This is a genomic window from Actinomyces israelii DSM 43320, from assembly GCF_000711965.1.
GTDB classification, from domain to species: domain Bacteria; phylum Actinomycetota; class Actinomycetes; order Actinomycetales; family Actinomycetaceae; genus Actinomyces; species Actinomyces israelii.
Genome location: NZ_JONS01000010.1, coordinates 98,208 through 123,521, shown reverse-complemented (window position 1 = coordinate 123,521; position 25,314 = coordinate 98,208). Strand labels below are relative to the sequence as shown.

Here is a 25,314-nt window from a genome sequence, read left to right as displayed (position 1 = left end):
GGCCGGGTCGGCCGGCTCCGGGGATGAGTCGGTGGCCGGGGCCGTGAAGCCCGAGCCTGCGGCTGCTCCCGCCGAGCCGGCGGGGCCCGATTCGGTGGCTACTCCTGCTGAGCCCGGGCCGGAGCCCGAGGCGTCCGGGCCGGTCGGGACCGAGCCTGAGGAGGCTGGGCCGGTCGAGGCCGAGCCTGAGACGAGTGCGGTTGAGCCGGCCGAGCCCGGGCCGGGGGAGACCGAGTCGGCTGAGCCGGTTGTCGCCTCGGCCGAGTCCGAGCACGTGAAGACGACGCCCGCCTCCATTGCGGATGCCGACGTCGCCGAGGCCGGCGACGCGGCCGAGGGCCCTGATGATGCCGGGGCGGAGGTGACGACGGATGCCGAGGAGCCTGCGGATGAAGGCGCTGACAGCGAGGGGTCCGAGGCCGAGGAGCCCGTCGACCTGCCGCCCTCATACCCGCCCACCCGGCGTCCCCGCCCCCTGCCGATCCCCGGGCAGGAGGAGGACAGCGCCTCGGAGGCCCGGCCGCGCCGCAGCTGGCTGTCCACCATCGTCGTCGTCCTGGTCGTCATCGCCCTGTCAGCCTTCATCAAGACCCACATCTATCAGACCTTCGAGATCCCGTCCGGCTCGATGGAGGACACCCTGCAGACCGGGGACCAGGTCGCCGTGCGCATGTACGACGCCCACAGCATCCACCGCGGAGACGTCGTCGTCTTCTCGGATCCGGGCGGCTGGCTCGACGCCAAGGACCCGACCGGGCTCCAGGGGCTGGTGCGCAACGGCCTCATCCTGACCGGTCTGCTGCCCAAGAACTCGGGACACCACCTCATCAAACGGGTCATCGGCGTGGCCGGGGACCACATCACGGCCGACGGCACCAGCGCCCTGAGCGTCAACGGCGTCCCGCTGGACGAGACCTATGTCAGGCAGGGCTCCGCCCCGTCCTCGGTGCCCTTCGACGTGGTCGTGCCCGAGGGCTGCGTCTGGGTGATGGGGGACAACCGCTCCAACTCCTCGGACTCCCGCTTCCACCAGGACGACCCGCACGGCGGCGCAGTGCCGGTGACGGACGTCGTCGGCGTGGCCACCAATGTCGTGTGGCCGGTGGGCCACTGGGACTCGCTCGACGACGGGGAGGCGGTCTTCAAGGGCGTCCCGGACGATCCCAGTTGACCGCACGGCGGCTCCGCCCCGACCGCGCCGTGGAGGCAGAGCTCCTCGCGCGCCACGAGCTGGTCGGCGGCATGGACGAGGTCGGCCGCGGCTCCCTGGCCGGTCCGGTGACCGTCGGCCTGGCCGTCGTCGGACGCCGGACCCTGGACGCCTTCCCCACGACCCTGGCCGACTCCAAGCAGCTCACCCCCCGCCGCCGAGAGGCCCTGGTGGAGCCGTGCCGCGCCTGGCTCCTCGACTGGGCCGTGGCCCACGCCGCGCCCGCTGAGATCGATGCGCTCGGCATCGTCGGAGCCCTGCGGCTTGCCGGACGGCGGGCTCTCGCCCGGGTGGCCCTGCGCAATCACCTGCCCGGAGCGATCATCCTCGACGGCACGGCGGACTGGCTCACCGAACCGGGCCCCGACCTGCTCGGCTCCCTCGCCGGGAGCGCCGATGCGGGCGACACGGCGGCGGGTGGCGCACCTGCCCTGCCCGCTCGCCTGACTCCTCCCGTGCGCATGGAGGTCAAGGGGGACGCCCGCTGCGCCGTCGTCGCCGCGGCCTCCGTCCTGGCGAAGGTCGAGCGCGACGGCCTCATGGCGGACCTGCCCGACCCGGGCTACAGCTGGGCGGCCAACAAGGGGTACGCCTCCGCGGCCCACATCGAGGGCCTGGCCCGCCTCGGCGCGAGCGACCAGCACCGCCGCTCCTGGCGCCTTCCCGGGCTGGACGCCTCCGCGGATGCAGCGCGATGAGCCTGCTGCCGGGTTGTGATCTGCTTGTTATCGGTACGCCATCGGCTGAGTGCGACGCGCCACCGGTGCCTGCTCTGGCCGCACAGCCTGGACGGGCATGATGGGTCAATGAGCGCTGACGACCTCGAGTCCTACGAGAACGACCTGGAGTTGGACCTGTACCGCGAGTACAGGGACGTTGTCTCACTGTTCTCCTATGTCGTGGAGACCGAGCGCCGCTTCTACCTGACCAACGCCGTCGACGTCCAGGTGCGTACCAACGGCGGCGAGGTCTTCTTCGAGCTCAGCCTCGAGGACGCCTGGGTGTGGGACATCTACCGCTCGAGCCGCTTCGTGAAGTCCGTCCACGTCGTCACCTTCAAGGACGTCAACGTCGAGGAGCTCACCAAGCCGGAGATGGATATCCCCTCCTGACCGCGCGGCCTGACCGCGCCGCGATCATGGTGTGACTCAGCGCACGTCTCAGGGCTGCACGATGCTGCCCGTGCGGGTCCTGCCCACCGGGCTCGACGGCGTCGTTCGCGCGATCCCCCTCCCGCCGCGCACCCTGGTGGCGGAGGTGATCCCCGTGACCACGACACCCGCCCCCGGGCCCGCTCCCCGGTCCGTCGCGGCCTCCGGGCGCGCGGCCATCGGCCGACGCGGCGAGGACATCGCGACCCGGTACCTCGACGACCGCGGCTGGCGGGTCCTGGACCGCAACTGGCGCCCCGGGGCCGGGCTGCGCGGCGAGCTCGACCTGGTGGCCCTGGAGCCCGTGTCCGGGCGCGCGCCCGCCCTCGTCGTCGTCGAGGTCAAGACCCGCACGACCCTGAGCGCCGGGCCGCCCGCCGCGTCCGTCAGCGCCGGCAAGCTCGCGCGCCTGCGCGTCCTCGCGGCCGCCTGGGCGGCGCGCCACCCCGTCCCCCACGGCGGCCTGCGGCTCGACGTCGTCTCCGTGCTCCTGCACCCGGACCGGCCCGCCGACCTGCGCCACCACCGCGGGGTGGGCGCATTATGAGCCTGGCGCGCACCCTCGCCGTGACGCTCACCGGCCTGGAGGGCCACCTCGTCGACGTCGAGGCCCACTCGGGCCCGGGCCTGCCCGGCTTCACCCTGGTGGGACTACCCGACGCCGCCGTGCGCGAGTCGCGCGAGCGCGTGCGGGCCGCCCTGACCGTCTGCGGCGTCACCTGGGGCGAGCAGCGCCTGACGGTCAACCTGTCCCCGGCGGACGTGCGCAAGACCGGCACCGGATTCGACCTGGCCCTGGCCCTGGCGGTGCTCGGGGCGCGCGACCTGCTGCCCGGGCGCGCCCTGGCGGTGCTGGACCGCACCGTCTACATCGGCGAGCTCGGCCTGGACGGCTCCGTCCACCCCGTGCGCGGCATCCTGCCCGCCGTGCGCACGGCCGTGGAGGCCGGCGTGCCCGACGTCATCGTGGCCGCCTCCGCCGCCCGCGAGGCCTCCCTCGTCCCCGGGGCGCGAGTGCGCGCGGTCGACCACATTGGCGAGCTCGTCGAGGACTACGGCGGCGCCCTGCCTCCGCGCGCCCGCGCCGTCGTCGAGCGGGCCCGCCGGCGCTGCGAGCAGCCCCGCGCCCCGCAGCCCCGCCCGGAGGGCGACCGCGTCCTCGACCTGGCCGATGTCGTCGGGCAGGCCGAGGCCCGCCACGCCCTGGAGGTCGCCGCCGCGGGCGGCCACCATCTTCTCCTGGTGGGCCCGCCCGGCGCCGGTAAGACCATGCTGGCCGAGCGCCTGCCCTCGATCCTGCCCCTGCTGAGCGACGAGGACGCCGTGACCGTCACCTCCCTGCACTCCCTGGCGGGCACCTTCGACCCCGAGACCGGCCTGCTGACCGCCCCGCCCCTGCGGGCCCCGCACCACACCGCGACCAGGGCCGCGGTCGTCGGGGGCGGCAGCGGCACGCCCAGGCCGGGCGACGTCTCGCTGGCCCACCGCGGGGTGCTCTTCCTCGATGAGGCGCCGGAGTTCCCAGGCGGTGTCCTGGACTGCCTGCGCCAGCCCCTGGAGACCGGCTCGGTGACCATCGACAGGGTCGGCGGGCGGGCGGCCTTCCCCGCCGCCTTCCAGCTGGTGCTGGCGGCCAACCCCTGCCCCTGCGGCAAGGGCGGGGGACGCGGGCTGGAGTGCACCTGCACGTCCCTGCAGCGCAGGCGCTACTTCTCGCGCCTGTCGGGTCCGCTTCTGGATCGCATTGATATCCAGGTCGAGGTCGCCGCGGTCACCGCCCGGGACCTGGCCTCGGGCGGCGCGGGAGAGCCCAGCGCGGCCGTCGCTGCGCGCGTGGCGCGGGCCCGTTCGCGCGCATCCCGCCGGCTCGCGGACACGCCCTGGCGGCTCACGGGCCAGGTGCCGGGCTCCTGGCTGCGCTCGCCCGCCTGCGGGATGGACCCCGCCTTGCTGGCGCCGCTCATGGCCGCCCTGGACCGCGGCGATCTCACCCTGCGCGGCGTGGACAGGGTGCTCCGCCTGGCCTGGACCCTGGCGGACCTCGCCGCCCGCCCCGCCCCCTCCGCCTCCGACCTCGGGGGCGCCCTGGCCTTGCGCATGAGAGGAGCGCGCCCATGATCCCGACCGATCCGGCAGGCCCGGCAGGCACCGCTGACCTCGCCGGCCCGGCGGGCCCAGCCGATCCGGCCGTCCCGGCCGACTCCGCAGAGACGGCCACCGCCCTGGCCGCCGCGGAGCCCGCTGCTGCTCCGGACGAGCCGCCCGGTGCGGCTCTGGGCGAGCCTCCTGGTGCGGCCGAGCCAGCCCGCACCGCCGCCGTCCCCGACCCGGCGCCGGGGACGAGCGGGCCGCGCCCGCGGCGCCACGGGCCGCCCTACACCATCCGGGACGAGGCCCTGGCGCGTGCCACCTGGTCCCGGCTGGCCGAGCCCGCCGACCACGCCGCCTGCGCCCTGGTCGGGGCCCTGGGCGCCGGAGCGGGGCTCGCCTGGCTCCTGGACGAGGCCCTGGACCGCGAGGGCCGACCGCGCCCAGCGCCGCGCCCGCCCGTTGCGCCGCGCGGCGACGCCGCCAGGGCCCGTGCCGCATGGAGCAGGGCGGCCGCGCGCTGGGCGCCCAGGCTGACCGGCCTGGACATCCGCCGCGAGCTCGAGACCCTGGAGCGGCTCGGCGGAAGCCTCGTCCTGCCCGGCGACCCGTGGTGGCCCACCGGCCTGGACGACCTGGAGCACCCGCCCCACTGCCTGTGGGTCCGCGGGGACCCGGCCCTGCTGGTGCCGGGCGACGGCGACGCGGTCAGCGGGGCGGACGGCGCGACCGGCGGGACGGCGCCGGCCTCCTGGCCCGACGCCGGCGCGTCGCGCACCCGAGCTGACCTGGTCGCCGCGGGCCCCGGCACCGGGCGGGCCCTGGCCCTGGTGGGGTCGAGGGCCTCCACCGAGTACGGGGAGCGCGTCGCCGCCCAGATCGCCTCCGAGCTGACGGCCCGTGGCGTCGTCGTCATCTCCGGGGGCGCCTTCGGCATCGACGCCGCGGTCCACCGCGGCGCCCTGCGCGCCGGCCCGACGCTGTCGGTGAGCGCCGGGGGAGTGGACCGGCTCTACCCGGCGGGCAATGCCGACCTGCTGCGCGCCGTCATCGACACCGGCGCCCTCGTCGCCGAGGTCCCTCCGGGCTGCCAGCCCGGCCGCCACCGCTTCCTGACGCGCAACCGCCTCATTGCGGCCATGGGCGGGGCCACAGTCGTCGTCGAGGCGGCCTGGCGCTCCGGGGCCCTGTCCACCGCCCGGCACGCCCGCGACCTGGGCCGCGGACTCGGCGCGGTGCCCGGTCCGGTGACCTCCATGGAGTCCGTCGGCTGCCACCGGCTGCTGCGCGACGGCGCGGTGTGCGTCACCGACGCCGAGGACGCCCTCGAGCTCGTCGTCCCCCTGGGCGGAGTCGATCCCGAGGCCACCCGCGCGGCCGCCCCCGGCAACGCCGGCGCCGGGCTGCTCGACGGGCTGACGGGGGATGCCTCAGTGGTCATGGACGCCCTGCCCGCGCACGGCTCGGCGGGTGTCGAGGCGCTGGCGCGGGCGGCGGGCCGGTCGGAGCAGGAGGTGGTCTCCGCGCTCGGACTGCTCGAGCTGTCCGGGCACGTGAGGCGAGACGGGCTGCGCTGGCGCCGACGCACCGACCGGTGAGGGACTGCGCTCGTCCGCAGGAGAGGGCCTGCCCGACCCGTACCGATGAAGGACCTGGGCCTTCGCCGGTGGCGCGCCCCGGACGCTGTCACGAGGAGAAAGGGGCGAGCGGCAGAATCTGCGCCGACGAGGCAGGCCTCCTCCGAGCCGGCCCCTTGCGACTCGCTTGACGGCGGTATGTCAGACACCCTGCTCACGGAGATACGTTGCCGGCCCGTTGCGAACTGGTGCCATAGCCGGTGCGGCGACAATGGCGAAGAGCACAGCCCAGGAGACGAACAAGCCGGAAACCAGCATCTCAAGCGGCCATACGACAATATACTTGCCCGTTGCAGCGTGTGTCACGAGTGCGCAAACGACACCGCCAGCTGCAACTGGGATCAATGCTGTCAAGATAGCGGCGACCGACATGGTGAGGGTCTCTGCTGCGATCATTGCGTAGATCTGCTGCTCCTGCATGCCGCTTGCTTGAAGTAGGGCGATTTCATGTCCTCGTCCGCGCGCAGAGAGTGCGATCACCGCTGCGCTTGTGGCGAGCATAGATACCGCGATGACGGCAACGATGGTCCAGACGTCGGTGAGATCGGTCGGGGTCCCCGGCTGTACGGTCTCGATGTATGACGTTACAGATTTAATGGCACATAGAAGCAGCCCGATGCCTCCCATCCCAGCGGCCAGCGGGGCAATTGTCGTCACGCTCTGCGAGACGCGGTCCGCCGCCGACCGCGCGCCCAGGGCCGGCACGCGAAGCCTGGCGCGATCGAGCACCGTATGAATGACCCGCAAGACGGAGGAGACGATCTCAGGGCACAAGAGGTACACCGCAATAAGGGTACAGCCGCCGGCATCGACGGAAAGATTGAACATGGGTCCCGGGCCGATGGTTCCAAGCGTTTCAGAGAACCGGGCGGCGACGACAAGACCAATGCTGAGGAGGAGGAAGACGACACCGCCGCTGATACGGAGGAACCGCCCAGCGGGTTTGCGGCTGGCGGCGCTGTCGAGATGGCGAAGGGCTGCGCTCGGTGGTGTCTGCGAGGCGCGACGTGCCGGGAGAAGGCCGCCGACGAGCGTCGTGGCGACAGCCACGGCGACCGTTACCGGCGGAGCCCAGACTGATAGTGTGAAAGAAGGCAGATCGAGGCCGCTCGCAAACGCTTTATTAAATGCTGGGATCGCCCAGAAGCCAGCGATTGTCGAGACCACCGTCCCCAGGACCGCCCCGCATGCGGCAACGACGAGCAGGACGATAAGCGTTGCTGTGAACACGGTCGAGGGAGATGCCCCGAGCAGCAGCCACAGCGCATAGGTGTGTTGGGTCGAGTGAACCGAGGCTCTGCCGACAATCGTCAGACTTACCCAGGCGATGAGTGCAACGACGGTGTAGATCGTGACTGAGAGGATCTGAAATTCTTCGACAGGCACGCCTGCGGCCGTGACAGCGGCACGGAACCGCGGATCGCCTGTCCAGGCGAACTGATGGACGCACAGGCCGATCATCGCCGTGATCACCGTGACGACTGCGATGGCAGGCGTCCACTGCCGCCACTCGTCAGCGAACATGCGGAAGACGTAGCGCTGCACCGTTCACGCCCTCAGCCCGGTCATCAGGCCCAACAGCTGCCGGCTGTTGGTTGCACCTAAATGTTTAACGGTCCGACCGTCGTGCATGATGACAATGGAATCGGCCAGGGCGGCAGCCGAGAGGTCATGGGTGACCATGACGATCATCTGCCCCTCATTGGCCATACGACGCAGCGTTGACAGGACGAGTTGGGAGCTCTGCGAATCCAGGGCGCCGGTCGGTTCGTCGGCGAAGACGATGCTGGGGCGTAGTGCGAGAGCGCGGCACAGGGCAGTGCGTTGCTGCTCGCCGCCCGAGAGTGTTCTCGCAGGGGCCTTCCGCCGGCGCCCCAGCCCGAAGGAGTCAATCAGCCGATCTACCGCGTCGCGGGGGATGGCTACATGGTTGAGTTGAAACGGCAGTGAGATATTCTCCTCGACGCTCAAAAACGGAACAAGGTTGTACTGCTGGAAGACGAATCCGATCTCCTGACGGAGCATGCGCGCCCGCTGGGCTCGGGATTGCCGGTAGATATCGCGGCCGTTGAGCACAACAGTGCCCGACGTTGGCTTGTCCAGCCCGCTGAGGCACATGAGAAACGATGATTTTCCTGAGCCGGAATGGCCTACCACGGCTGTCAGGCCGGTACCACGCAGCTCAAGGTCACAGCATTGAAGCACCTCTGTCCTGGTCTGGCCCGTCGTGATCAACCGCTGTACTGCATGGGCGCTGAGCGTGGGCACTGAAACGGTCCTCATTATTTCCTCTACATTTTCGTCTGCCGGCCATGATTTTGATGCAGACGGCGGAGCCGTCTCTACCCGCTGTGGTCACGAGTTGAGTCATGACCCCGGTCACGGGTTTCCGGGCGCGTACAGCCCTATACTGCGAGGCATGGGCTCTGGGCGCAGGAACATCGATCGCACCCTGGTGGCGCTCCAGGCGGTCGCCCTGTGCTGCCTCGCCCTGGCCGCCATCTTGCGCATCATCGACTACACGCGCACGGGCGAGCGACTGTTCGTCGCGGTCACCTGGCTTGCGCTGGTGCCGATGATCGGGGCGCTGTGGCTCTTGCGCCCCAGGCTGGTCCAGTCCGGCCACGGGATCGCCGCGACTGCCGTTGCAGTCATGCTGGCCACCCCCGTTGCGGTGTTCGGGACCCTGGGCTTCACCCTGCCGGTCCTCCTGCTCGTCGTGGCGTTCGCCGTCGTCGATGTCTCGCCGCGCGCGGGAGTCCACGCCACGAGTTGGATCTCCGCAGTGGGCTTCATCCTCCTGGTCTCGGAGCGGCTCGGACCAAGGCATACACTCGCCGCGGCCGCGGGCCAGGCGCTGGTCAACGTCGTACCGGCGGCAGTCGCCCTGTGCTTCGGAATCGTGCTGGGCATCGCCCTGCGCGGGTTCGAGCAGCGGCGGGAGGCCGACCGAAGAATCATCAACCGCCTGCAGCACGCCTCCGAGGTTGAGAAGGAGCTCCTCCTGTCGGACGAACGTTCACGCAGCGCCCGCGAGCTGCACGACGGGCTCGGTCACCGGCTGACACTCGTCTCGATGAGTCTTGAGCTGGCCGAACGCGTGCGATCAACCGATGAGGATCAGGCCTGGGAGGAGATCCGCACCGCGAAGAACACGGCAGACGAGGTGCTTGCCGAGATGAGGACCTGGGTCAGGGCCCTGAGCCCCGTCCGAGACGCCGCAGCGCGCGGGCTCGCCGCATTCGAGCTCATCGCGGAATCGTTCCGGGGCACCGGACTGACCGTTGACGTCAGCGGGGATGAGACGGCGGATCACGAGCTCGCCAACGATAATGGAACCGCTCTCCTGATGTATCGCGCTGTCCAGGAAGGGCTGACGAATGCGCTCCGGCACGGCCGGGCGCGAAGCGTCCACATCGAGCTCACCAGCCGCGATCGCCGAATCGATCTGAGTATCACCAACGACTTCGGCCGCGACGCCGGCGCGGACGCGCCCGACGGAGTACCGGACTTCGGTTTCGGGCTCAGAGGACTCTCCGATCGCGCAGCACAGCGCGGAGGACGACTTCGGGCGCACCGAGTAGGAGAGCTCTTCCGGCTCGAGATCAGCGTACCGTTGAGCAACCAGGCAGCGGGCGAGCGGCAGGACATCACATTATGAATGACGCGGAGTCCGTGCGTGTCCTACTGGTTGAGGACCAGCAGCTGATTCGACGAGGGCTGGTCATGCTGTTGTCAACCGTCGACGGCATCGAGGTAACCGCTCAGGCGAAGGACGGGTACGCGGCCCTCGACGCACTTGCCGACACAGAGGTCGACGTCATCCTCGCCGATGCGCGCATGCCGCGCATGGACGGAGTCGAGCTCGCCGCCCACTGCGCGCGCACGTATCCCCAGATCCCGGTCCTCATCCTCACGACCTTTGACGACGATGCGCTCGTGCAGGCGTCACTGTCCGCCGGCGCCTCTGGTTTCCTGCTCAAGAACACGTCTGTGGAGGAAGTCGCCATCGCTCTGCGCGCCGTCGTTCGCGGCGGGATGGTCATCGACCCGCGTGTCGCCCGTGCGGCTCTGCACGCCACTACGCCGACGAACAATGCGCTGGTAATCCTCACCCGCACCGAGCGCGTCGTTGCGGAGCTCGTCGCCAAGGGCCTGACGAACACCGAGATCGCGACCAGGCTCGTGCTGGCCGAGGGCACGGTGAAGAATCACGTCTCAGCGCTCCTCCGCAAGCTCGATGCGCGTGATCGTACTGCGCTCGCACTCACCCTCTACAAGGCGCTCAACGGGTAGACGGCGCACTACTCGCCCCGGGGCCCGGCCTTACCGTCGCAGAACCCGGGATAGCCTGCCCCCATGAGCGATCCGGTCCGGCCGCGCACCCGCGGCGAGCTGAGCGAGGCGTGGGCCCGTCACCTGTCGCTGCAGCGGGGCCTGTCCGGGCACACCGTGCGCGCCTACCTCGGCGACCTCGCGGACCTGCTGACCTTCCTCGGCGTCGGGGAAGGCCCCGAGGAGCCGGTCGCCCCGGCCCTGGCCAGCCTCGACCTGGCCGACCTGCGCGCCTGGCTGGCGCAGATGTCGGCCTCCGGCGGCTCCCGGGCCACGATCGCGCGCCGCTCGGCCGCGGCGAGGACCTTCTCCGCCTGGGCGCACCACGGCGGCCTGCTCGCCGCCGACGTCGCCGCCCGGCTGCGCTCGCCCCGGGCCGACGGCCGGCTGCCGGCGGTCCTGACCGAGGAGCAGGCCCGGGCGCTGCTGGCGGCTGCCGCGCGCCGCGCCGAGGAGGCCGCGCTCCCGGCGGAGGGCGCCTCGAAGGAGGGCGGGCAGGGCGCTGCACGGGCCGTGGCGCTGCGCGACGTCGCCCTCCTGGAGCTCCTCTACGCCACCGGGGTGCGCGTCTCGGAGCTGTGCGGCCTCGACGTCGCCGACCTGGACCGCTCCCGCCGCACCATGCGCGTGCTGGGCAAGGGGGACAAGGAGCGCACCGTGCCCTACGGGGCGCCCGCGTCCAGGGCGCTGGAGGACTGGCTGGCGGTGCGCGGGCGTATCGCCCTCAGGGCGGCAGGCGGGGCGCTCTTCGTCGGGGCGCGCGGACGGCGCCTCGACCCGCGCGCGGTGCGCGACGTCGTTCACCGCGCGGCCGCGCTCGCGGGCGTGCCCGACCTCGGGCCGCACGGGCTGCGGCACAGCGCCGCCACCCACGTCCTGAACGGGGGGGCGGACCTGCGCAGCGTCCAGGAGCTGCTCGGCCACGCCTCCCTGGCCACCACCCAGCGCTACACCCACGTGTCGGCCGAGCGCCTGCGGTCGGTGTACGCCCAGGCCTTTCCGCGGGCCTGAGCCGGCTCTTCCTGACGGCTCTGACCGCCTGCCGACGCCCGGCCCGCCGGCCCGGCCGCGCTCACCGCCCGGCCCGCTGGCCCGGCCGCGCTCACCGCCCGGCCTCCAGCGGCTTGAGGCGGATGACGGCGGGCCGCAGAAGGCGCAGCGGGTTGACGTAGCTCTTCGGTCCGGTGCGCGCCCCCCAGTGGAGCGCGTCCACCCCGTCGGAGCGGTGCCCCGCGACGAGCGTGCCGATGACCTGCCCGCGCGCGACAGCGTCCCCGGCCGCCACCGAGGGCTCGACCGGCTCGTAGGTGGTGCGGATCCCGTCGGCGTGGTCGATGGAGACCACCGGGCGGCCCGCGACCGCGCCCGCGAAGGCCACGGTCCCGGCGCCTGCCGCGAGCACCGGCGACCCGGCCGCGAGGGACAGGTCCACGCCCCTGTGCCCCGAGCCCCAGACCACCGCGGGCGGATCGAAGCCCTGAACCACCTCCGCGGGGGCGCCGGTCGGCCACCCGTAGCGGGGGCGCGGTGCGGGAGCCGGCGCCCGCGCGACGACCGCCGCGGGGAGGCCCGGGCTCTGCGCCGGCGCGGTGCCGGGCGGCGGTCCGGTGGCGGACAGCGGCAGCAGGCCGAGGGCCAGGCCCGCCGCGAGACGGCGAACGCGGCGGCCCGGTGGCGGCCGGCGGCGCCGGGCCGACGACGACGGCGCGGAGGCGTGCGCGGTGCTCATGCCCATCAGGCTGCCCCGGGGGTCCCGGACGGCGCACCCGACGGCGTCGAGCCCCGTGGAGGGCGGTGTGCCCCGGGCGCCTGTGGAGCCCGGTGAGGTGATGGGAACGACATCCCCGCGCTCCCGAGATTCTCCCGGATCGGTGCGGAATCGTCATAAGTGCTGTGGTAGTCTCACCGTCGCAGTCGCCTGTGGTCTGCGCGAACCGGTTCTGGATCGGTTCTGGATCGGCCTGGAGCGGCCCTGAACGGGTTCGGCGCCGACCGGGGGCGGCTGACTTCGCGTGCTCGCGCCCGCGCCCACCGGCTCAGTCCGACTCGGGCGCGGGGATTCCTTTCGGGCGTCGCGGCCGAGGTCCTGAACCGTCTGGATGAGCATCCGGGCGGCGAGGGTGGCAGCGCGTCGCGGGCACCAGGCCCCATCCTCCCGGCCTCCGCCGGGACGGAGCCGCGGCCCGCCGCGCGGGCCCTCCGGTCAACGGGGAGGAACCATTAATACCGGGGCGCCGCCGAGACCGGTGGGCAACCGCCCCACGACCCACAGCGCACCCGGCAACCTCCGGACTGCGCGCGAAAGGACCGACATGGCGATCGTCACCATGCGTCAGCTCCTTGAGAGCGGTGTCCACTTCGGCCACCAGACCCGCCGCTGGAACCCCAAGATGAAGCGCTTCATCCTCACCGAGCGCAACGGCATCTACGTCATCGACCTCCAGCAGACCGTCGAGGGCATCAACACCGCCTATGACTTTGTCAAGGAGACCGTCGCCCGCGGTGGCACCATCCTGTTCGTCGGTACCAAGAAGCAGGCTCAGGCCGCCGTGGCCGAGCAGGCCCAGCGCGTCGGCATGCCGTACGTGAGCCAGCGCTGGCTCGGCGGCATGCTCACCAACTTCTCCACCGTGCGCACCCGCCTGGACCGCATGAAGGAGCTCGAGCAGATCGACTTCGACGACGTGGCCGGCTCCGGCCGCACCAAGAAGGAGCTGCTCATGATGCGCCGTGAGAAGGACAAGCTCGTCAAGACCCTCGGCGGTATCCGCGACATGTCCAGGCTGCCGGCCGCGGTGTGGGTGGTGGACACCAAGAAGGAGCACCTGGCGGTCTCGGAGGCCCGGAAGCTGAACATCCCCATCGTCGCTATTCTCGACACCAACTGCGACCCCGATGAGGTCACCTACGGCGTCCCCGGCAACGACGACGCCATTCGCGCCGTCAGCCTGCTGACCCGCGTCATCGCCGACGCCGCCGCCGAGGGCCTCGTCGCCCGTTCCGCCGGCCGCGCCCGCACGGGTGCCGAGGCCGAGGTCCCTGCGCCCGACGCCGAGCCGCTGCCCGAGTGGGAGGCCGCCCTCCTGGCCGGCGCCGAGGCCGGGCAGCCCGAGCAGGCTGAGCAGGCCGCCGCCCCCGAGCAGCCGGTCGCCGAGCCGAGCGGGCAGGCCTGAGCGCCCCGCCTGCCGGCGAGCACAGCCGGTCACAGACACACTCCAGCACAACCAGGAGAATTTAATGGCGAAGTACACCACTGCTGACATCAAGGCGCTGCGCGAGAAGACCGGCGCCGGCATGCTCGACGTCAAGAAGGCCCTCGAGGAGGCCGACGGTGACGCCGAGAAGGCCATTGAGATCATCCGCGTCAAGGGCCTGAAGGGCATCGCCAAGCGCGAGGGCCGCTCCGCCACCGCGGGCCTCATTGCCGCCAAGGTCGTCGAGGCCACTGATGGCACTGGCGGTCAGGTCGGCGTCCTGGTCGAGGTCAATGCCGAGACCGACTTCGTGGCCAAGAACCAGAAGTTCATCGACTTCGCCGCCAAGGTCCTCGACGCGGCCGTCGACTCCGGCGCCGAGACCGTCGAGGAGCTCGCCGGGGTCGCCACAGGCGGCTCCACCGTCAAGGAGCTGACCGACTCCATGCAGGCCGTCATCGGCGAGAAGATCGTCGTGCGCCGCGTGGGCCGCCTGGCGGCCCCCAGGGTCGAGACTTACCTGCACCGCACCAACCCCGACCTGCCGGCGCAGGTCGCGGTCCTCGTCGGCACCGACGAGGCGGCGGCCGAGGTCGCCCACGACGTCGCGATGCACGTCGCCGCCTACTCCCCGCTCTACCTCACCCGCGAGGACGTCCCCGCCGAGACGATCGCCAAGGAGCGCGCCATCGCCGAGGAGACCACCCGCGCCGAGGGCAAGCCCGAGAAGGCCGTCCCCAGGATCGTCGAGGGCCGCCTGAACGGCTACTTCAAGGAGAACTGCCTGGTGGACCAGCCCTACGCCAAGGACCCCAAGACCACGGTCGGCAAGGTCGTCAAGGCCACCGGCGGCTCTCTCACCGGCTTCGTCCGCTTCCGCGTCGGCGCCTGACCCACCCGGAACCCGGCCGCCACGGGCGCCGGACCGCCGTACGCGCCGGGTGCCGGACCGCCGCGCGCGCCGGGCCCCGACCCCTCACAGGGCCGGGGCCCGGCGCGCGCGACGACGGCCCCGAGCGATAGGCCGGCCCGGCGTTGACGGGTCAGGACAGGAGCGCGGCGCGCAGTGAGGCGCGGTCTGTTCCCCTCACCGCGAGCAGCTCGGACACGCGGTCGTCGTCGACCTCGAGCGCCGCCGCCGCGAGGTGGTGGGCGGATACGTCCCCACCGGACGCCAGCGCCGTCGCCCTGACAAGGACCGTCTTGGTCTCGTCGTCGAACCCCACCGGCCTCTTCAGCAGACGGAACAGCCCCTGGCCCTGACGGTCGGACTGGGCGCCGGCGGCCAGGAGGTCGTGCCAGTCCAGGTGGATGCCGTCGGCGACGGCGGCGACAGACGGCGAGCTGCGGATGGCGGCGATGAGGACGTCGAGAGCCGTCGCCTGCGACGCGCCCCGTTGCCTGGCCGCGCTTCTCGAGTCCTTGAGCACCGTCTTCGCACTCTGGGTGAAGCCGCTCATTGCACATCGTTCCTTTCTTCCCTTTTGGTGCCTGTGTCTGCGACGAGGTCATTCGTGAGCGCCGACAGGGCATCGTCGCTCAGAATCGTGTAGCGTTTATCAGTTCCGGCAGAGATGGCGATGTACAGCAAGGCCCACGAGAGGACGAAGGCCACCGCCGCCTGCACGACGAGTACGAGGACTCCGGATGCCGTGGTGTGCGATACCGGGAGATGGGCCGCCGCCTGCCCGACAGCCAGAAGCACCGGCCCGCCCAAGGAGGCCACTGCGGCTGATCCCCCTGACGCGCGTGTCCGGCTTCTGAAGAGTCGAGTGAGGGCGCCGGCACTGGAGCAGCACGCGGCGAAGGACGCCCAGGTGATGGCGCAACCGACTGCGATGAGCCCGAAGCGCGGACTGATCCCCGCTGTGATGGCACTGAGTGACGTCAAGAGGAGGAGCAGCACCACCCTGCTCGCCGGTAGGACGCACGACCACAGACAGGCAGCGAGCGCGCGCCGTCTGTCGTGCACGCCTGCCATAACGAAGACCGGATATCGAACCTCACTCAGCGCGCCGTCAAGGACCGCTTGCGGGACGACGAAAGAGCCGATGGCGAGGAACGCAAGAAACCACCAGGACGGCAGAAAACGGGCCACGAGCCAGCTCTGCGCGCAGGCGCATACGACCTGCGCGGCCAGTGCCCTGCCGATCTTTCTGCGGTGCGCTTCCATAAGTTGTCGTCCGAGGAAGCCCTTGGGGCCGGCGAGAGAACGTGGAATAGATCTGCTCCTGGCTCGCGAGGACTGCGCCAACGCAAGCGCCGCCGCCGCGTCGGCCTCATGAGCAAGATCGATGATCGTGGCGATCTGCCGACCGGTGGATGCCCATATCGGGACTAGGCGCGGAGCGACTCGGATGACGGCTGAGGAGGAGATCGCGAAAAAGAGGAGGCAAATAACGACGGCACAGCCGACATGATCGTCTACGAGGGCGAACAGTCCGGCGCAGGTCAAGAATGCATCCGTTCCCTGGGACGGGAGGCGTAGGAGTATCAGGGCGATACAGCCGGCGGCGGGGATGATCCACACACCCGCCAGCACGAGCCTCCATCGCGGCCACGCCCATGCCGCGCACCCGGAGGCGAGCCGCAGCGACGTCAGCGCGAGCTGGCCTGCTAGGAGAAAAAGAATAGCCCCAGCGCGTGAACGCGTTGTCGGCCAGACCTCAGGGGTGAGGTTCACGAGCACTGATGTTGCAAGCAGCGACACCAAAGCGGCCATCGGGACACGAGCGAGGAGACCGGCGACCAGGGCGGGCCTGATCAGGGCGTGCGCGTCGAGTACACCGAAGTCGCCGAGCGCGAGGACGAAAGGAGGTCGAACGACTGATCGTGTTCCGTACCCGCAGACGATAAGGAGGGTGGTGCTGGCGTACACGGTCGTCGCGATGTTCGTGTTGCCGGTGCCCGAGGCCGATGCGGGTATGCGGGCCAGGCCATGGATGAGCCGCAGAATGATGATAACGGCAACAAGACCTCCGACCCTGCCCGGCCAATGAGACAGGAGCGCCGCTATTCTGTTCCTCACGCCCCTCCAGCGGGCACTGAGCAGGGCGTGAACGGCCCGTGTCATGTGCTCGTTCCGTCCCACTCCGCCATGGGAGCACGGCCGCCAGCCGTGCTCACGGCCGCGAAAGCCGCCTCGAAGGCCGTTTTGCCCGGTGACGGGAGGCCTGCGCGCGCAAACTGTGCTCCTGTGCCGGAGAACACGACCTCGCCGTCGCTAAGGACGAGAAGAGCGTCAGCGATCCGCTCTGCGATATCCAGCCGATGCGTCGAGACGAGGACGCAGCGTCCGGTGTCCCGCAGGTCAACCAATAGTTTCATCAGCGTGTCCTGGCCTGCTGGGTCGAGGCCGTCGAAGGGCTCGTCCAGGATGATGATCGATGCTCCTTGGCGGACGGCGCACGCCAGCATCAGCCTCTTCTTGAGTCCTCTAGACAATTTGCTTGCAAGGTGGTTCGCATGCCTCTCCAATCCGAATCGCTTGAGAAGATCGTTCTCGTTCGACATGTCGAACCTGGACAGCTGGTATACGGCTTCGATCAGTCGTAAGTGCTCGCGAACGGTGAGCAGCGGATACACCAATGACGCGTCCGGGACGTACCCGATCGCGCACGCATGGTGTGGCGAGGTGCGCTGGACTCTTAGCTCGACACTGCCGTCGGTGAGCGTCTCCTGCCCGATGACGACGTGAATGAGGGTGGTCTTTCCGGCGCCGTTCGGCCCGAGGAGGCAGTTGATCTTCCCGTACTGCATTGTGCAGCTGACGTTATGCAGCGCGGTGATGTCGTCGAATACCTTGCATGCTGCTCGGACCGTGATGGCACTTGTTCGTCTCTCGGTGGGCTCACTGGATCGAGGAAGGCGTGTTGCCAGCTGCCTGCGGTGCGCGTCTGTCTTCGCCGGCTCCGAGCCGGACCCGGTCATTTCGATCTTCTCGAGGCGGTCGATCGGCGCGCGCGTCCAACGGATGAAGCAGATGGAGGCCGGTAGTGCGAGCAGGACCAGTAGGATGACGGTCTCAGGTGGCGATGCAATGCGTGCAAGAGGCAGCGCCTCGGTGATGTAGTCGATCGCGAAGTGCGCGACGATCGCAGTGATGACTCCATAACGCAGGCTCAGGACGGAAAGGATTATCCCTAGGGGGACGAGCTCGATGACGCGCGAAGCCGGTGGGATGATCCTGTAGTTTGCATGGATGAGCGCCCAGAGGACGGCTGTGACCGTGATGGCCAGAGCAAGGCTCCTCGTCCTGGAGGCGATGTATCGTAGGGCGAACCAGCGGAAGAGGATCTCCTCCTGGAACGCTGCGACCAGCGAGGACAGTAATGGGGCTGCAAGAGGAAAGGCGCTTGCAGCGGCGAAGTCGTCCGGTTGGCTCAGACTGACCGAAGTCAGCCCGTTCTCGTTGGTCCACGCATAGACGACGGAGCACACCGCCAGCCAAACCGCCGCGGTGACAAGGCCGAGCCCGACCTGTCGACGGGGGAGGCATGTCACCCGGCCGAGCAGGCATCCTCCCGAGGGCGGAGTGAGGGCCGCACCGGCCTCTCCGCATATTTTCACGGTAAGGAAGAGCAGCGCAGCGGCAAAGCCGTTGGAAAGGAACAGCGCCTGGATGTATATGCTCTCCGACACGCCGGGCGGCGGGACGATGGTGGTGCTCGTGAGGCTGTTGGCTGCGGAGCACATAACGAGGGTCGCGAGAACCAGAGTGATGACTGTGAGCGGACGAGAGGAGACTCTGCCGACAGGAGACCGGAGCGAGGACCCGACGGCGAGGATTAGGAGTATCAGGCACGACACGAAGCCGACCGTCGATGTAGCCTCGCCGATGAAGGATGATCGCTCGATCGCGGACTGCTCGGAGGCCGGCGGGACAAGGGAGTCCCGCATGACGACGGTATCGTTCTCACGTGCGAGTGTGTATTCGACGACCGCTTCGCCGTAAGCCGCATCCGACCATACGAGCGTTCGTCCGGACCCCGAACCATTCAGGATGGAATCCACGTCGCTCTCCTCAACGCCCGCAGTCGTGGTGCGGGCGCCCGCCCAGGAGACCAGCGCCTCCGCCGAGATGCTGGACACTGCGTCGGCCGGGCATCTGAAGCCGCCTACCGACCCGTCGAGGAGCACGTCGATGGAGCAATCGCTTGACTCGTCGTTCACGGTCCAGTAGTAAATGGGCAGACCAGCTGCCTCTGAGGCGGAAAGACCATTGAGGGTGAACCACGTCGCGGCCATCGAGTCTGATGATACAGTGACTCGTGTGTTCCCCAGCGCCCCGATCCCGACGGCCTCGGCGAATGCCGACGCGGAAGCGGTCGCTGACGTGGGGCTCACGCCATCAGGAACGCGCGGGTATGCGCTGATCGAGGCGGTAGAGTAGACGGCGATGCCCATGAGGATGGCGACAGCGCCGAAGAGCATCGGCACTGTCGCCCGTACCCGGCTCGTGAGCGAAGATCTGGCCGACGGCTCCGGCGTCATGGTCAGTGCCTCACGCCCAGGAGGTGACGACCCAGGTCAGTTTCGCGCCACCAGCAGTCGTCGCCATCAGACCAGGCTGCGGCAGCCGCATGACAACGGCCGCACATGCTTGCGAGCTCGCAGCCGGCACAATGCGAGCCTCCGGGAGAAGCGGCATCGTCGAGCAATGGGTAGAGCGGACCCGAGAAGGCATCGTCGAGGGCGCTCGTGACGATGTTTCCCAGGCGAACGCGCAGCATGGGGCAGGGGTTGATGTCGCCGTTGGCGCAGATGTGGGCGATGAGATGTCCTGCGCCGCACGAAGGAATGTCATTGTTCGACACGCTGATCTCCTGGTAGTCCTGCGCCTCCTCGGAGCGATTGAGGGAAAAGGTTGGTGAGGAGTATCTGGAGACAATCCCCTCCCAGTCGCGCTGAAGCGTCTCGACCTCGACGGGGTCCAGCGCTAGTCCTGAGAATGCGGCCCTTCCTACGGGAAAGGTGAGACCGAGGCGGAGGGCGGCCGCCCCGGAGTCTACGCACCGTTCGACGACCTGCTCGACCTCGCGCCAATTTAATCGATTGGCAGTCATGGCTACTGTCACGGTCTTCCCCGCGGCTGCGAGGAGCATTACGTTGTGCATAGTTTTTCGAATGCGTGGTTGCCGCCGCGAATGAGATTGTGGGTGTCAGAGAGACCGTCAATGCTGGTCTGGACGGAAACCTTGTCGTTGTCGGTGATCGCGCGGAGCGACGGTTCCGGTAGCGAATACAGATTCGTTGCCACGCGAACGAGTCGCATCAATTCGGACGCCGTGGACAGGATGTGCGAAAACGCGGGGTGCATCGTGGGCTCGCCGCCGGTGAGGAGAACAGAGTACGTTCCGTTGCTCGCTAAGTATTGCAAGGTCGCGATGGCGTGAGACTCCGCGAGATGCTCTCCGCGGCCCAGGCTCGCGGAGGCGTAGCAGTGGGTGCAGGCGAGATTGCATCCTGATGTCAGCTCTAGTGAGACGATCAAGGGGATCCACATATCGTAAGAGCCGGTGACCGATGCTCGATCCTCAATGGTCTCCTGCTCGTTCTGGATAGTGATTGTCTTACGGGCCGCAGACTCTGCGAGAAAGGGGTAGACGAGCGATCGGACGGTGTCTATGCCTTCATTGTACCGCTTGGACATGATCTGGCAGATGTCTTCGGGGGAGTTGTCTCCGGTGCAGAGGTCGAGAATCTCTTCCCCTGTGCGGTTGACGCGCTCCGTGGACGTTTCGGAATCGGGAATGTAATAGTAGCCCGCGTTGGGCTGGCGGTGAAGAATTGCGTGGGCGTTGAGTACAGGATTCATCGCCGCCCACCTCCTTGTCGACGGTTCAGGTAAATTCAGGCAACGGGAGCGAGGCGGCTCGCTCCCGCCCCGGCGTCACCGTGCTGGGGGTCGGGATGGTGTCAGACGGCGGTGGCGGCGCAGGCCGCGAGGAATGCGACGAATGCGACGGTGCTGCAGACCGGCACCACGCTCATGTATGCGAATGCTGTTCCCTGGTACTCCGGGGCGACCGCGGCTACACCTCCTTTCCGGTGTTGTTGTCCAGATGCCGAAGGTGTGACATAAAGCATACTTCTCAGCGCAGTGAGGGTCAAGTCCTGTGGCGCGGTGTTCTTTTAGGCGGCATCGCCCAGGGCCGGCCGGACCCGTGCATACCGGCATCCCGCCCGGCTGGCGCCTGCAGCGCCCCGGCGCCGTCCCGCCCGGTGCCCCGCCAGGCCGCCGGGGAGGAGCGCCCATGGGCGCGCCCGGGAGGCGCGGGCATACTCAATGCGGAAGTCGGGCCCGATGGCGTTTTCGTTATCGAGCAGACCTCGCGCGAGCGGGAGACGGTCCCGTGACACCGGGTAGGCTCGCCCTCGGTACTCCCGCACGCCCCAGCATGATCATCGGACGCACAACCAGGAGACATCACTTATGACCGTTCAGCCGACGCCCTCCGAGTCCCCGGCCGCGCCGCGCCGCGTCCTGCTGAAGCTCTCCGGAGAGGTGTTCGGCGGGGGCGCGGTGGGCCTGGACCCCGACGTCGTCTCCGACGCCGCCCGCCAGATCGCCGAGGCGGTGCTCACCGGTGTCCAGGTGGCGGTCGTCGTCGGCGGGGGCAACTTCTTCCGCGGCGCCGAGCTCTCCCAGAGCGGCATGGCCCGCGACCGCGCCGACTACATGGGCATGCTCGGCACCGTCATGAACGCCCTGGCGCTGCAGGACTTCATTGAGAAGGCCGGGGTGCCCGCGCGCGTCCAGTCGGCGATCGCCATGACCCAGGTCGCCGAGGCCTACGTCCCGCTGCGCGCCATCCGCCACCTGGAGAAGGGGCGGGTCGTCATCTTCGGCGCCGGAGCGGGCCTGCCCTACTTCTCCACCGACACCGTCTCGGCCCAGCGGGCGCTGGAGACCCGCTGCGACGAGCTCCTGGTGGGCAAGAACGGCGTCGACGGCGTCTACACCGCGGACCCGCGCACGAACCCGGCGGCGCGGTTGCTCAGCCACCTGACCTACGAGCGCGCCCTGGCCGAGGGGCTCAAGGTCGTCGACGCCTCCGCCTTCGCCCTGTGCCGCGACAACGGCCTGACCATGCGCGTCTTCGGCATGGGCGAGGGCGGCAATATCACCCGCGCCCTGCTGGGTGAGCACATCGGTACTCTCGTCACACGGGACTGAGGCCGCACCCGCCCCACGAACCGACCACCACCAGCCCACCACCGAAGGAAGAACCATGATCGACGACGTCATGCTCGAGGCCGAGGACAAGATGGACAAGGCTCTCGAGGCCGCCAAGCACGAGCTCGCCTCCATCCGCACCGGTCGCGCCAACCCCGCCATGTTCACCCCGATCCTGGTCGACTACTATGGGGCCCCCACCCCGCTCCAGCAGCTCGCCTCGATCACCATCCCCGAGGCGCGCACCGTCATCGTCAGCCCCTTCGACCGCTCCGCGATGAAGGCCATCACCACCGCTATCCGCGAGTCCGACCTCGGCGTCAACCCGACCGACGACGGCACGATCATCCGCGTGACCCTGCCCGCCCTGACCGAGGAGCGGCGCAGGGACTACGTCAAGCTCGCCCGCAGCCGCGCCGAGGAGTCCCGCGTCCAGGTGCGCGGCGTCCGCGGCAGGTCCAAGAAGGAGCTCGAGGCCATCAAGAGGGCCGGGGAGGCCGGCGAGGACGATGTCATGCGCGCCGAGTCCGAGCTCGACGCCCTGACCAAGCGCTTCGTCGAGGCCATCGACAGCGCGCTGACCGCTAAGGAGGCCGAGCTTCTCGACGTCTGAGCCGCCGCCCGCACCGACCGCTTTTCGGAGATCGACGAGACCATCTTCTGTGACCTTGCTGAGCACGCTGCTGACCCCGCCGCCGACGCGCAACCGCCCCCCTCTGCCCGCCACCGGGCGGGCAGGGCGCAACCTCCCCGCCGCCATCGGGGTGGCGGCCGTCCTGATCGGCGCCGTTCTGGCCTCTCTGCTCTTCTACAAGGTCGTGTTCACCGGGGTCGTGGTCATCGCCGTCTGCGGCGCCTTGTGGGAGCTCGCCGGCGCCTTCGCCCGCAAGGGCATCCGCCTGCCCCTGGCGCCCCTGTGGCTCGGCTCCCTGGGGATGGTCGTGTGCGCCTGGACCATCGGCGCCGAGGCCGCCCTCGGCGCCTACCTCGCCACCGCGGGCGCCTGCGTGCTGTGGTGCTTCATGGACCAGGCGGAGGCCGAGTCGGGGACCGACCTGGAGGCCCCCGACCAGCTGGTCCCGCGCACCGACGAGCACGACGCCGTGCGGCGCTCCCGCTCGGTGGAGGCCTCCGCCTCCGTGTTCGCCGCGACCTACCTGCCGTTCCTCGCCAGCTTCGCCGTCCTGGTCGCCGCCCAGGACCAGGGCGTCGGCAAGGTCCTCACGCTCATCGCCCTGCCCGTGGCCAACGACACCGGCGGATGGCTGGCGGGCATCACCTTCGGCAGGCACCCCATGGCGCCGAGTGTGTCGCCCAAGAAGTCCTGGGAGGGCTTCGCCGGTTCCATGATCGCCGCCGTGTGCGCCGGTGCGCTCTGCCTGTGGGCCCTGGGCGGACCCTGGTGGACGGGCGCCGTCCTGGGCGCCACGATCGTCGTCGTGTCCACCCTGGGGGACCTGGGTGAGTCCCTGCTCAAGCGGGACCTCGGCCTGAAGGACATGGGCACCCTGCTGCCGGGTCACGGCGGGATCATGGACCGCCTCGACTCGATCCTCGTGGCCGCCCCCGTCGTCTACGTCTTCTCCCTGATCGTCCATTGGCCGGCCCGCTAGAGCCCGTCCGCATGATGTGTTCTGAGCCCATCCTGACCCACCCTGCCCATCCGCACCGTCCGTCCTTGAGAGGAGTCCCCAACCCGTGAGCCCCCTACACGACCGCGGCCGCAGGCCCCGGCCCGCACCCGTGGCGATCGGACGCGGGCCGACAGCCCCCGAGGCGGGGCGGGCTCAGGTGCGGCCCACCGACCAGCCGCCGGAGGGCGCCGCCGGCCCCGACGCGCGCCCCCGCCTGTCCTTCGCGGTGCCCCCGGCGCGGGGCAGGGCCCCACGGCACCTGGCCGACCTCGACCTGACGGGCCGCAGGGACGTCCTGAGGCGGGCGGGCCTGCCCGCCTTCCGCGCCGACCAGCTCTCGCGTCACTACTTCACCCGCTTCACGCGCGAGGCCTCCGACATGACCGACCTGCCCGCCGGGCAGCGCGACCAGCTGGCCGCCGAGCTCCTGCCCGACCTCATCCACAGGGTCCGCGCCCTGCGCGCCGACGGCGGACGCACCATCAAGCACCTGTGGGAGCTGCACGACGGGGTGCGCGTGGAGTCCGTCCTCATGCGGTACAGGGACCGCACCACCCTGTGCGTGTCCTCGCAGGCCGGCTGCGGCATGGCCTGCCCCTTCTGCGCCACCGGCCAGATGGGGCTGACACGCAACCTGTCGGCGGCCGAGATCGTCGAGCAGGTGCGCCACGCCGCGCAGGCCTCGGCGGCCGGGACGCTCACCGGCGGCCCCGCACGCCTGTCCAACGTCGTCTTCATGGGCATGGGCGAGCCGATGATCAACTACAGGAACGTCGTCGCCGCCCTGCACCGGCTCATCGACCCCTCACCCGAGGGGTTCGGGCTGTCCGCCCGCGCGATCACCGTCTCCACGGTCGGCCTGGTGCCCCTGATCCGCAGGCTTGCGACCGAGGGGGTGCCCGTGACGCTGGCGGTGTCCCTGCACGCCCCCGACGACGAGCTGCGCGACGAGCTCATCCCCGTCAACTCCAGGTGGAAGGTCGGCGAGCTGCTCGACGCCGCCCACGGCTACTTCCGGGCGACCGGACGGCGCGTATCCATCGAGTACGCCCTCATCAAGGACATGAACGACCACGCCTGGCGCGCCCGCCTCCTGGCCGACGAGCTGAACGCGCGCGGCCGCGGATGGGCGCACGTCAACCCCATTCCGCTCAACCCGACGCCGGGGTCCATCTGGACCTGCTCGGAGGCGGGCGTGCAGGATCTCTTCGTTGACACGCTGCGGCGCTCCGGTATCACGACGACGGTGCGCGATACTCGTGGCAGTGACATTGACGGCGCCTGCGGCCAGCTGGCCACTGAGGTGCTCCACCAGGAAAGGGCCAGGACATGAGCGACATGTTCCCGAGAGTGGGCTTGTTCCGGCAGGGCTACCGCCGCGAGCAGGTTGAGGGGTACTTCGCCACCGCTCACGAGATCTACGACGCCGGCGAGCTCGACGAGATGGACTCCGAGGGCGTGCGCACCGTCGCCTTCGACATTGTGCGCGGCGGCTACAAGCCGGCCGCCGTCGACGCCGCCCTGGACCGGCTCGAGGCCGCCTTCCTGCAGCGCCGCCGGGCCGACTTCGTGGCCGAGCGGGGCCGTAAGGCCTGGATGGAGGAGGTCGCCCAGCTGGCCACCACCCTCTACCCGCGGCTGCTGCGGCCCCACGGGTCGCGCTTCGCCCCCGCCCACAAGCACGGGTACTCCAAGGTCGAGGTCGATCGGCTCATGGACCGCGTCGCCACCTACTTCGACGCGGCCACCGCCCTGTCCTCCACCGAGGTGCGCACGGCCACCTTCTCCGCGGCCAAGCGGGACGCCGCCTACGACGAGAGGAGCGTGGACCGCTACCTCGCCCGCGTCGTCGAGGTCCTGCTGTCCGTCGAGTGAGGCGCCGGGAG

The 25,314-nt window shown here is 70.0% G+C and carries 24 protein-coding genes; 16 read left to right on the top strand and 8 right to left on the bottom strand.

Annotation, left to right across the window (positions count from 1 at the left end; genetic code table 11):
* From lepB to O145_RS05695, 6 genes are all read left to right on the top strand, one after another.
* Nucleotides 1–1,171: signal peptidase I (gene lepB, locus O145_RS18985; protein WP_229118379.1), on the top strand; the 1,171-nt coding region annotated here is incomplete at its 5' end.
* Nucleotides 1,168–1,908, top strand: coding sequence for a ribonuclease HII (locus tag O145_RS05715; protein WP_043560879.1), 741 nt, complete (start codon nt 1,168–1,170; stop codon nt 1,906–1,908). The genes lepB and O145_RS05715, both read left to right, overlap by 4 nt.
* A 108-nt stretch (nt 1,909–2,016) precedes the next feature.
* A complete protein-coding gene (locus O145_RS05710; protein WP_043560876.1) occupies nt 2,017–2,322 on the top strand; it encodes a DUF2469 domain-containing protein in 306 nt (101 codons plus the stop codon).
* A gap of 31 nt (nt 2,323–2,353) precedes the next feature.
* The gene (locus O145_RS05705) at nt 2,354–2,908 is read left to right on the top strand and encodes a YraN family protein (protein WP_229118378.1); all 555 of its coding nucleotides are present in this window, start codon (nt 2,354–2,356) and stop codon (nt 2,906–2,908) included.
* Nucleotides 2,905–4,479, top strand: coding sequence for a YifB family Mg chelatase-like AAA ATPase (locus tag O145_RS05700; protein WP_043560874.1), 1,575 nt, complete (start codon nt 2,905–2,907; stop codon nt 4,477–4,479). The genes O145_RS05705 and O145_RS05700 overlap by 4 nt, the downstream gene beginning before the upstream one ends.
* A complete protein-coding gene (locus O145_RS05695; RefSeq protein ID WP_229118377.1) occupies nt 4,476–6,047 on the top strand; it encodes a DNA-processing protein DprA in 1,572 nt (523 codons plus the stop codon). Before O145_RS05700 ends, O145_RS05695 begins: the two co-directional genes overlap by 4 nt.
* Before the next feature lie 180 nt (nt 6,048–6,227).
* Here the strand turns inward: O145_RS05695 and O145_RS05690 are convergent, their stop codons facing one another.
* Complete coding sequence (locus O145_RS05690) at nt 6,228–7,631, bottom strand: FtsX-like permease family protein (RefSeq protein WP_043560871.1); 1,404 nt, start codon at nt 7,629–7,631, stop codon at nt 6,228–6,230.
* A gap of 3 nt (nt 7,632–7,634) precedes the next feature.
* Entirely contained in the window at nt 7,635–8,354 is a 720-nt protein-coding gene (locus O145_RS05685) for an ABC transporter ATP-binding protein (RefSeq protein WP_229118376.1), read from the bottom strand.
* 151 nt (nt 8,355–8,505) lie between these two features.
* Here O145_RS05685 and O145_RS05680 point away from each other — a divergent pair, with 151 nt between their 5' ends.
* The 3 genes from O145_RS05680 to O145_RS05670 all read left to right on the top strand — a co-directional run bounded on the left by O145_RS05680 (nt 8,506) and on the right by O145_RS05670 (nt 11,432).
* Nucleotides 8,506–9,747 (top strand): sensor histidine kinase, encoded by a 1,242-nt coding sequence (locus O145_RS05680; RefSeq protein WP_084682403.1) that lies wholly within the window; start codon nt 8,506–8,508, stop codon nt 9,745–9,747.
* Entirely contained in the window at nt 9,744–10,382 is a 639-nt protein-coding gene (locus O145_RS05675) for a response regulator transcription factor (RefSeq protein ID WP_043560867.1), read from the top strand. The genes O145_RS05680 and O145_RS05675 overlap by 4 nt, the downstream gene beginning before the upstream one ends.
* 63 nt (nt 10,383–10,445) lie before the next feature.
* Complete coding sequence (locus tag O145_RS05670) at nt 10,446–11,432, top strand: tyrosine recombinase XerC (protein ID WP_043560864.1); 987 nt, start codon at nt 10,446–10,448, stop codon at nt 11,430–11,432.
* Nucleotides 11,433–11,523: 91 nt separating this feature from the next.
* Here O145_RS05670 and O145_RS18980 read toward each other — a convergent pair whose 3' ends face one another.
* Nucleotides 11,524–12,150, bottom strand: coding sequence for a M23 family metallopeptidase (locus tag O145_RS18980; protein ID WP_084682402.1), 627 nt, complete (start codon nt 12,148–12,150; stop codon nt 11,524–11,526).
* A gap of 583 nt (nt 12,151–12,733) precedes the next feature.
* Here O145_RS18980 and rpsB point away from each other — a divergent pair.
* Nucleotides 12,734–13,594, top strand: coding sequence for a 30S ribosomal protein S2 (rpsB, locus tag O145_RS05660; protein WP_043560861.1), 861 nt, complete (start codon nt 12,734–12,736; stop codon nt 13,592–13,594).
* Between the two features lie 64 nt (nt 13,595–13,658).
* On the top strand, nt 13,659–14,507 hold the full coding sequence (tsf, locus tag O145_RS05655) for a translation elongation factor Ts (protein WP_043560858.1): 849 nt from the start codon (nt 13,659–13,661) through the stop codon (nt 14,505–14,507).
* A gap of 151 nt (nt 14,508–14,658) precedes the next feature.
* On the opposite strand, the gene O145_RS05650 is transcribed toward tsf, so the two are convergent.
* The 5 genes from O145_RS05650 to O145_RS05635 are packed head-to-tail and all read right to left on the bottom strand — an operon-like array spanning nt 14,659 to nt 20,432.
* A complete protein-coding gene (locus O145_RS05650; protein WP_043560855.1) occupies nt 14,659–15,075 on the bottom strand; it encodes a hypothetical protein in 417 nt (138 codons plus the stop codon).
* Entirely contained in the window at nt 15,072–16,688 is a 1,617-nt protein-coding gene (locus O145_RS05645) for a hypothetical protein (protein ID WP_458859321.1), read from the bottom strand. Before O145_RS05645 ends, O145_RS05650 begins: the two co-directional genes overlap by 4 nt.
* Entirely contained in the window at nt 16,685–19,108 is a 2,424-nt protein-coding gene (locus tag O145_RS05640) for an ATP-binding cassette domain-containing protein (RefSeq protein ID WP_084682401.1), read from the bottom strand. The genes O145_RS05645 and O145_RS05640 overlap by 4 nt, the downstream gene beginning before the upstream one ends.
* Nucleotides 19,109–19,110: 2 nt before the next feature.
* On the bottom strand, nt 19,111–19,680 hold the full coding sequence (locus O145_RS17125) for an SPASM domain-containing protein (RefSeq protein ID WP_458859320.1): 570 nt from the start codon (nt 19,678–19,680) through the stop codon (nt 19,111–19,113).
* 38 nt (nt 19,681–19,718) lie between these two features.
* A complete protein-coding gene (locus O145_RS05635) occupies nt 19,719–20,432 on the bottom strand; it encodes a PqqD family peptide modification chaperone (RefSeq protein WP_043560850.1) in 714 nt (237 codons plus the stop codon).
* A gap of 618 nt (nt 20,433–21,050) precedes the next feature.
* On the opposite strand from O145_RS05635, the gene pyrH reads away from it, so the two are divergent.
* The 5 genes from pyrH (at nt 21,051) to O145_RS05610 (ending at nt 25,303) form a co-directional block, all read left to right on the top strand.
* Nucleotides 21,051–21,794, top strand: a complete 744-nt coding sequence (gene pyrH, locus O145_RS05630) for a UMP kinase (protein ID WP_043560848.1) — start codon at nt 21,051–21,053, stop codon at nt 21,792–21,794.
* A gap of 55 nt (nt 21,795–21,849) precedes the next feature.
* Nucleotides 21,850–22,407, top strand: coding sequence for a ribosome recycling factor (gene frr, locus O145_RS05625; RefSeq protein ID WP_043560844.1), 558 nt, complete (start codon nt 21,850–21,852; stop codon nt 22,405–22,407).
* A gap of 58 nt (nt 22,408–22,465) precedes the next feature.
* Nucleotides 22,466–23,407 (top strand): phosphatidate cytidylyltransferase, encoded by a 942-nt coding sequence (locus O145_RS05620; RefSeq protein WP_043560912.1) that lies wholly within the window; start codon nt 22,466–22,468, stop codon nt 23,405–23,407.
* 85 nt (nt 23,408–23,492) lie between these two features.
* Nucleotides 23,493–24,761, top strand: a complete 1,269-nt coding sequence (gene rlmN / locus O145_RS05615) for a dual-specificity RNA methyltransferase RlmN (RefSeq protein WP_043560841.1) — start codon at nt 23,493–23,495, stop codon at nt 24,759–24,761.
* On the top strand, nt 24,758–25,303 hold the full coding sequence (locus O145_RS05610) for a DivIVA domain-containing protein (RefSeq protein ID WP_043560838.1): 546 nt from the start codon (nt 24,758–24,760) through the stop codon (nt 25,301–25,303). The genes rlmN and O145_RS05610 overlap by 4 nt, the downstream gene beginning before the upstream one ends.
* Nucleotides 25,304–25,314 lie beyond the last annotated feature (11 nt).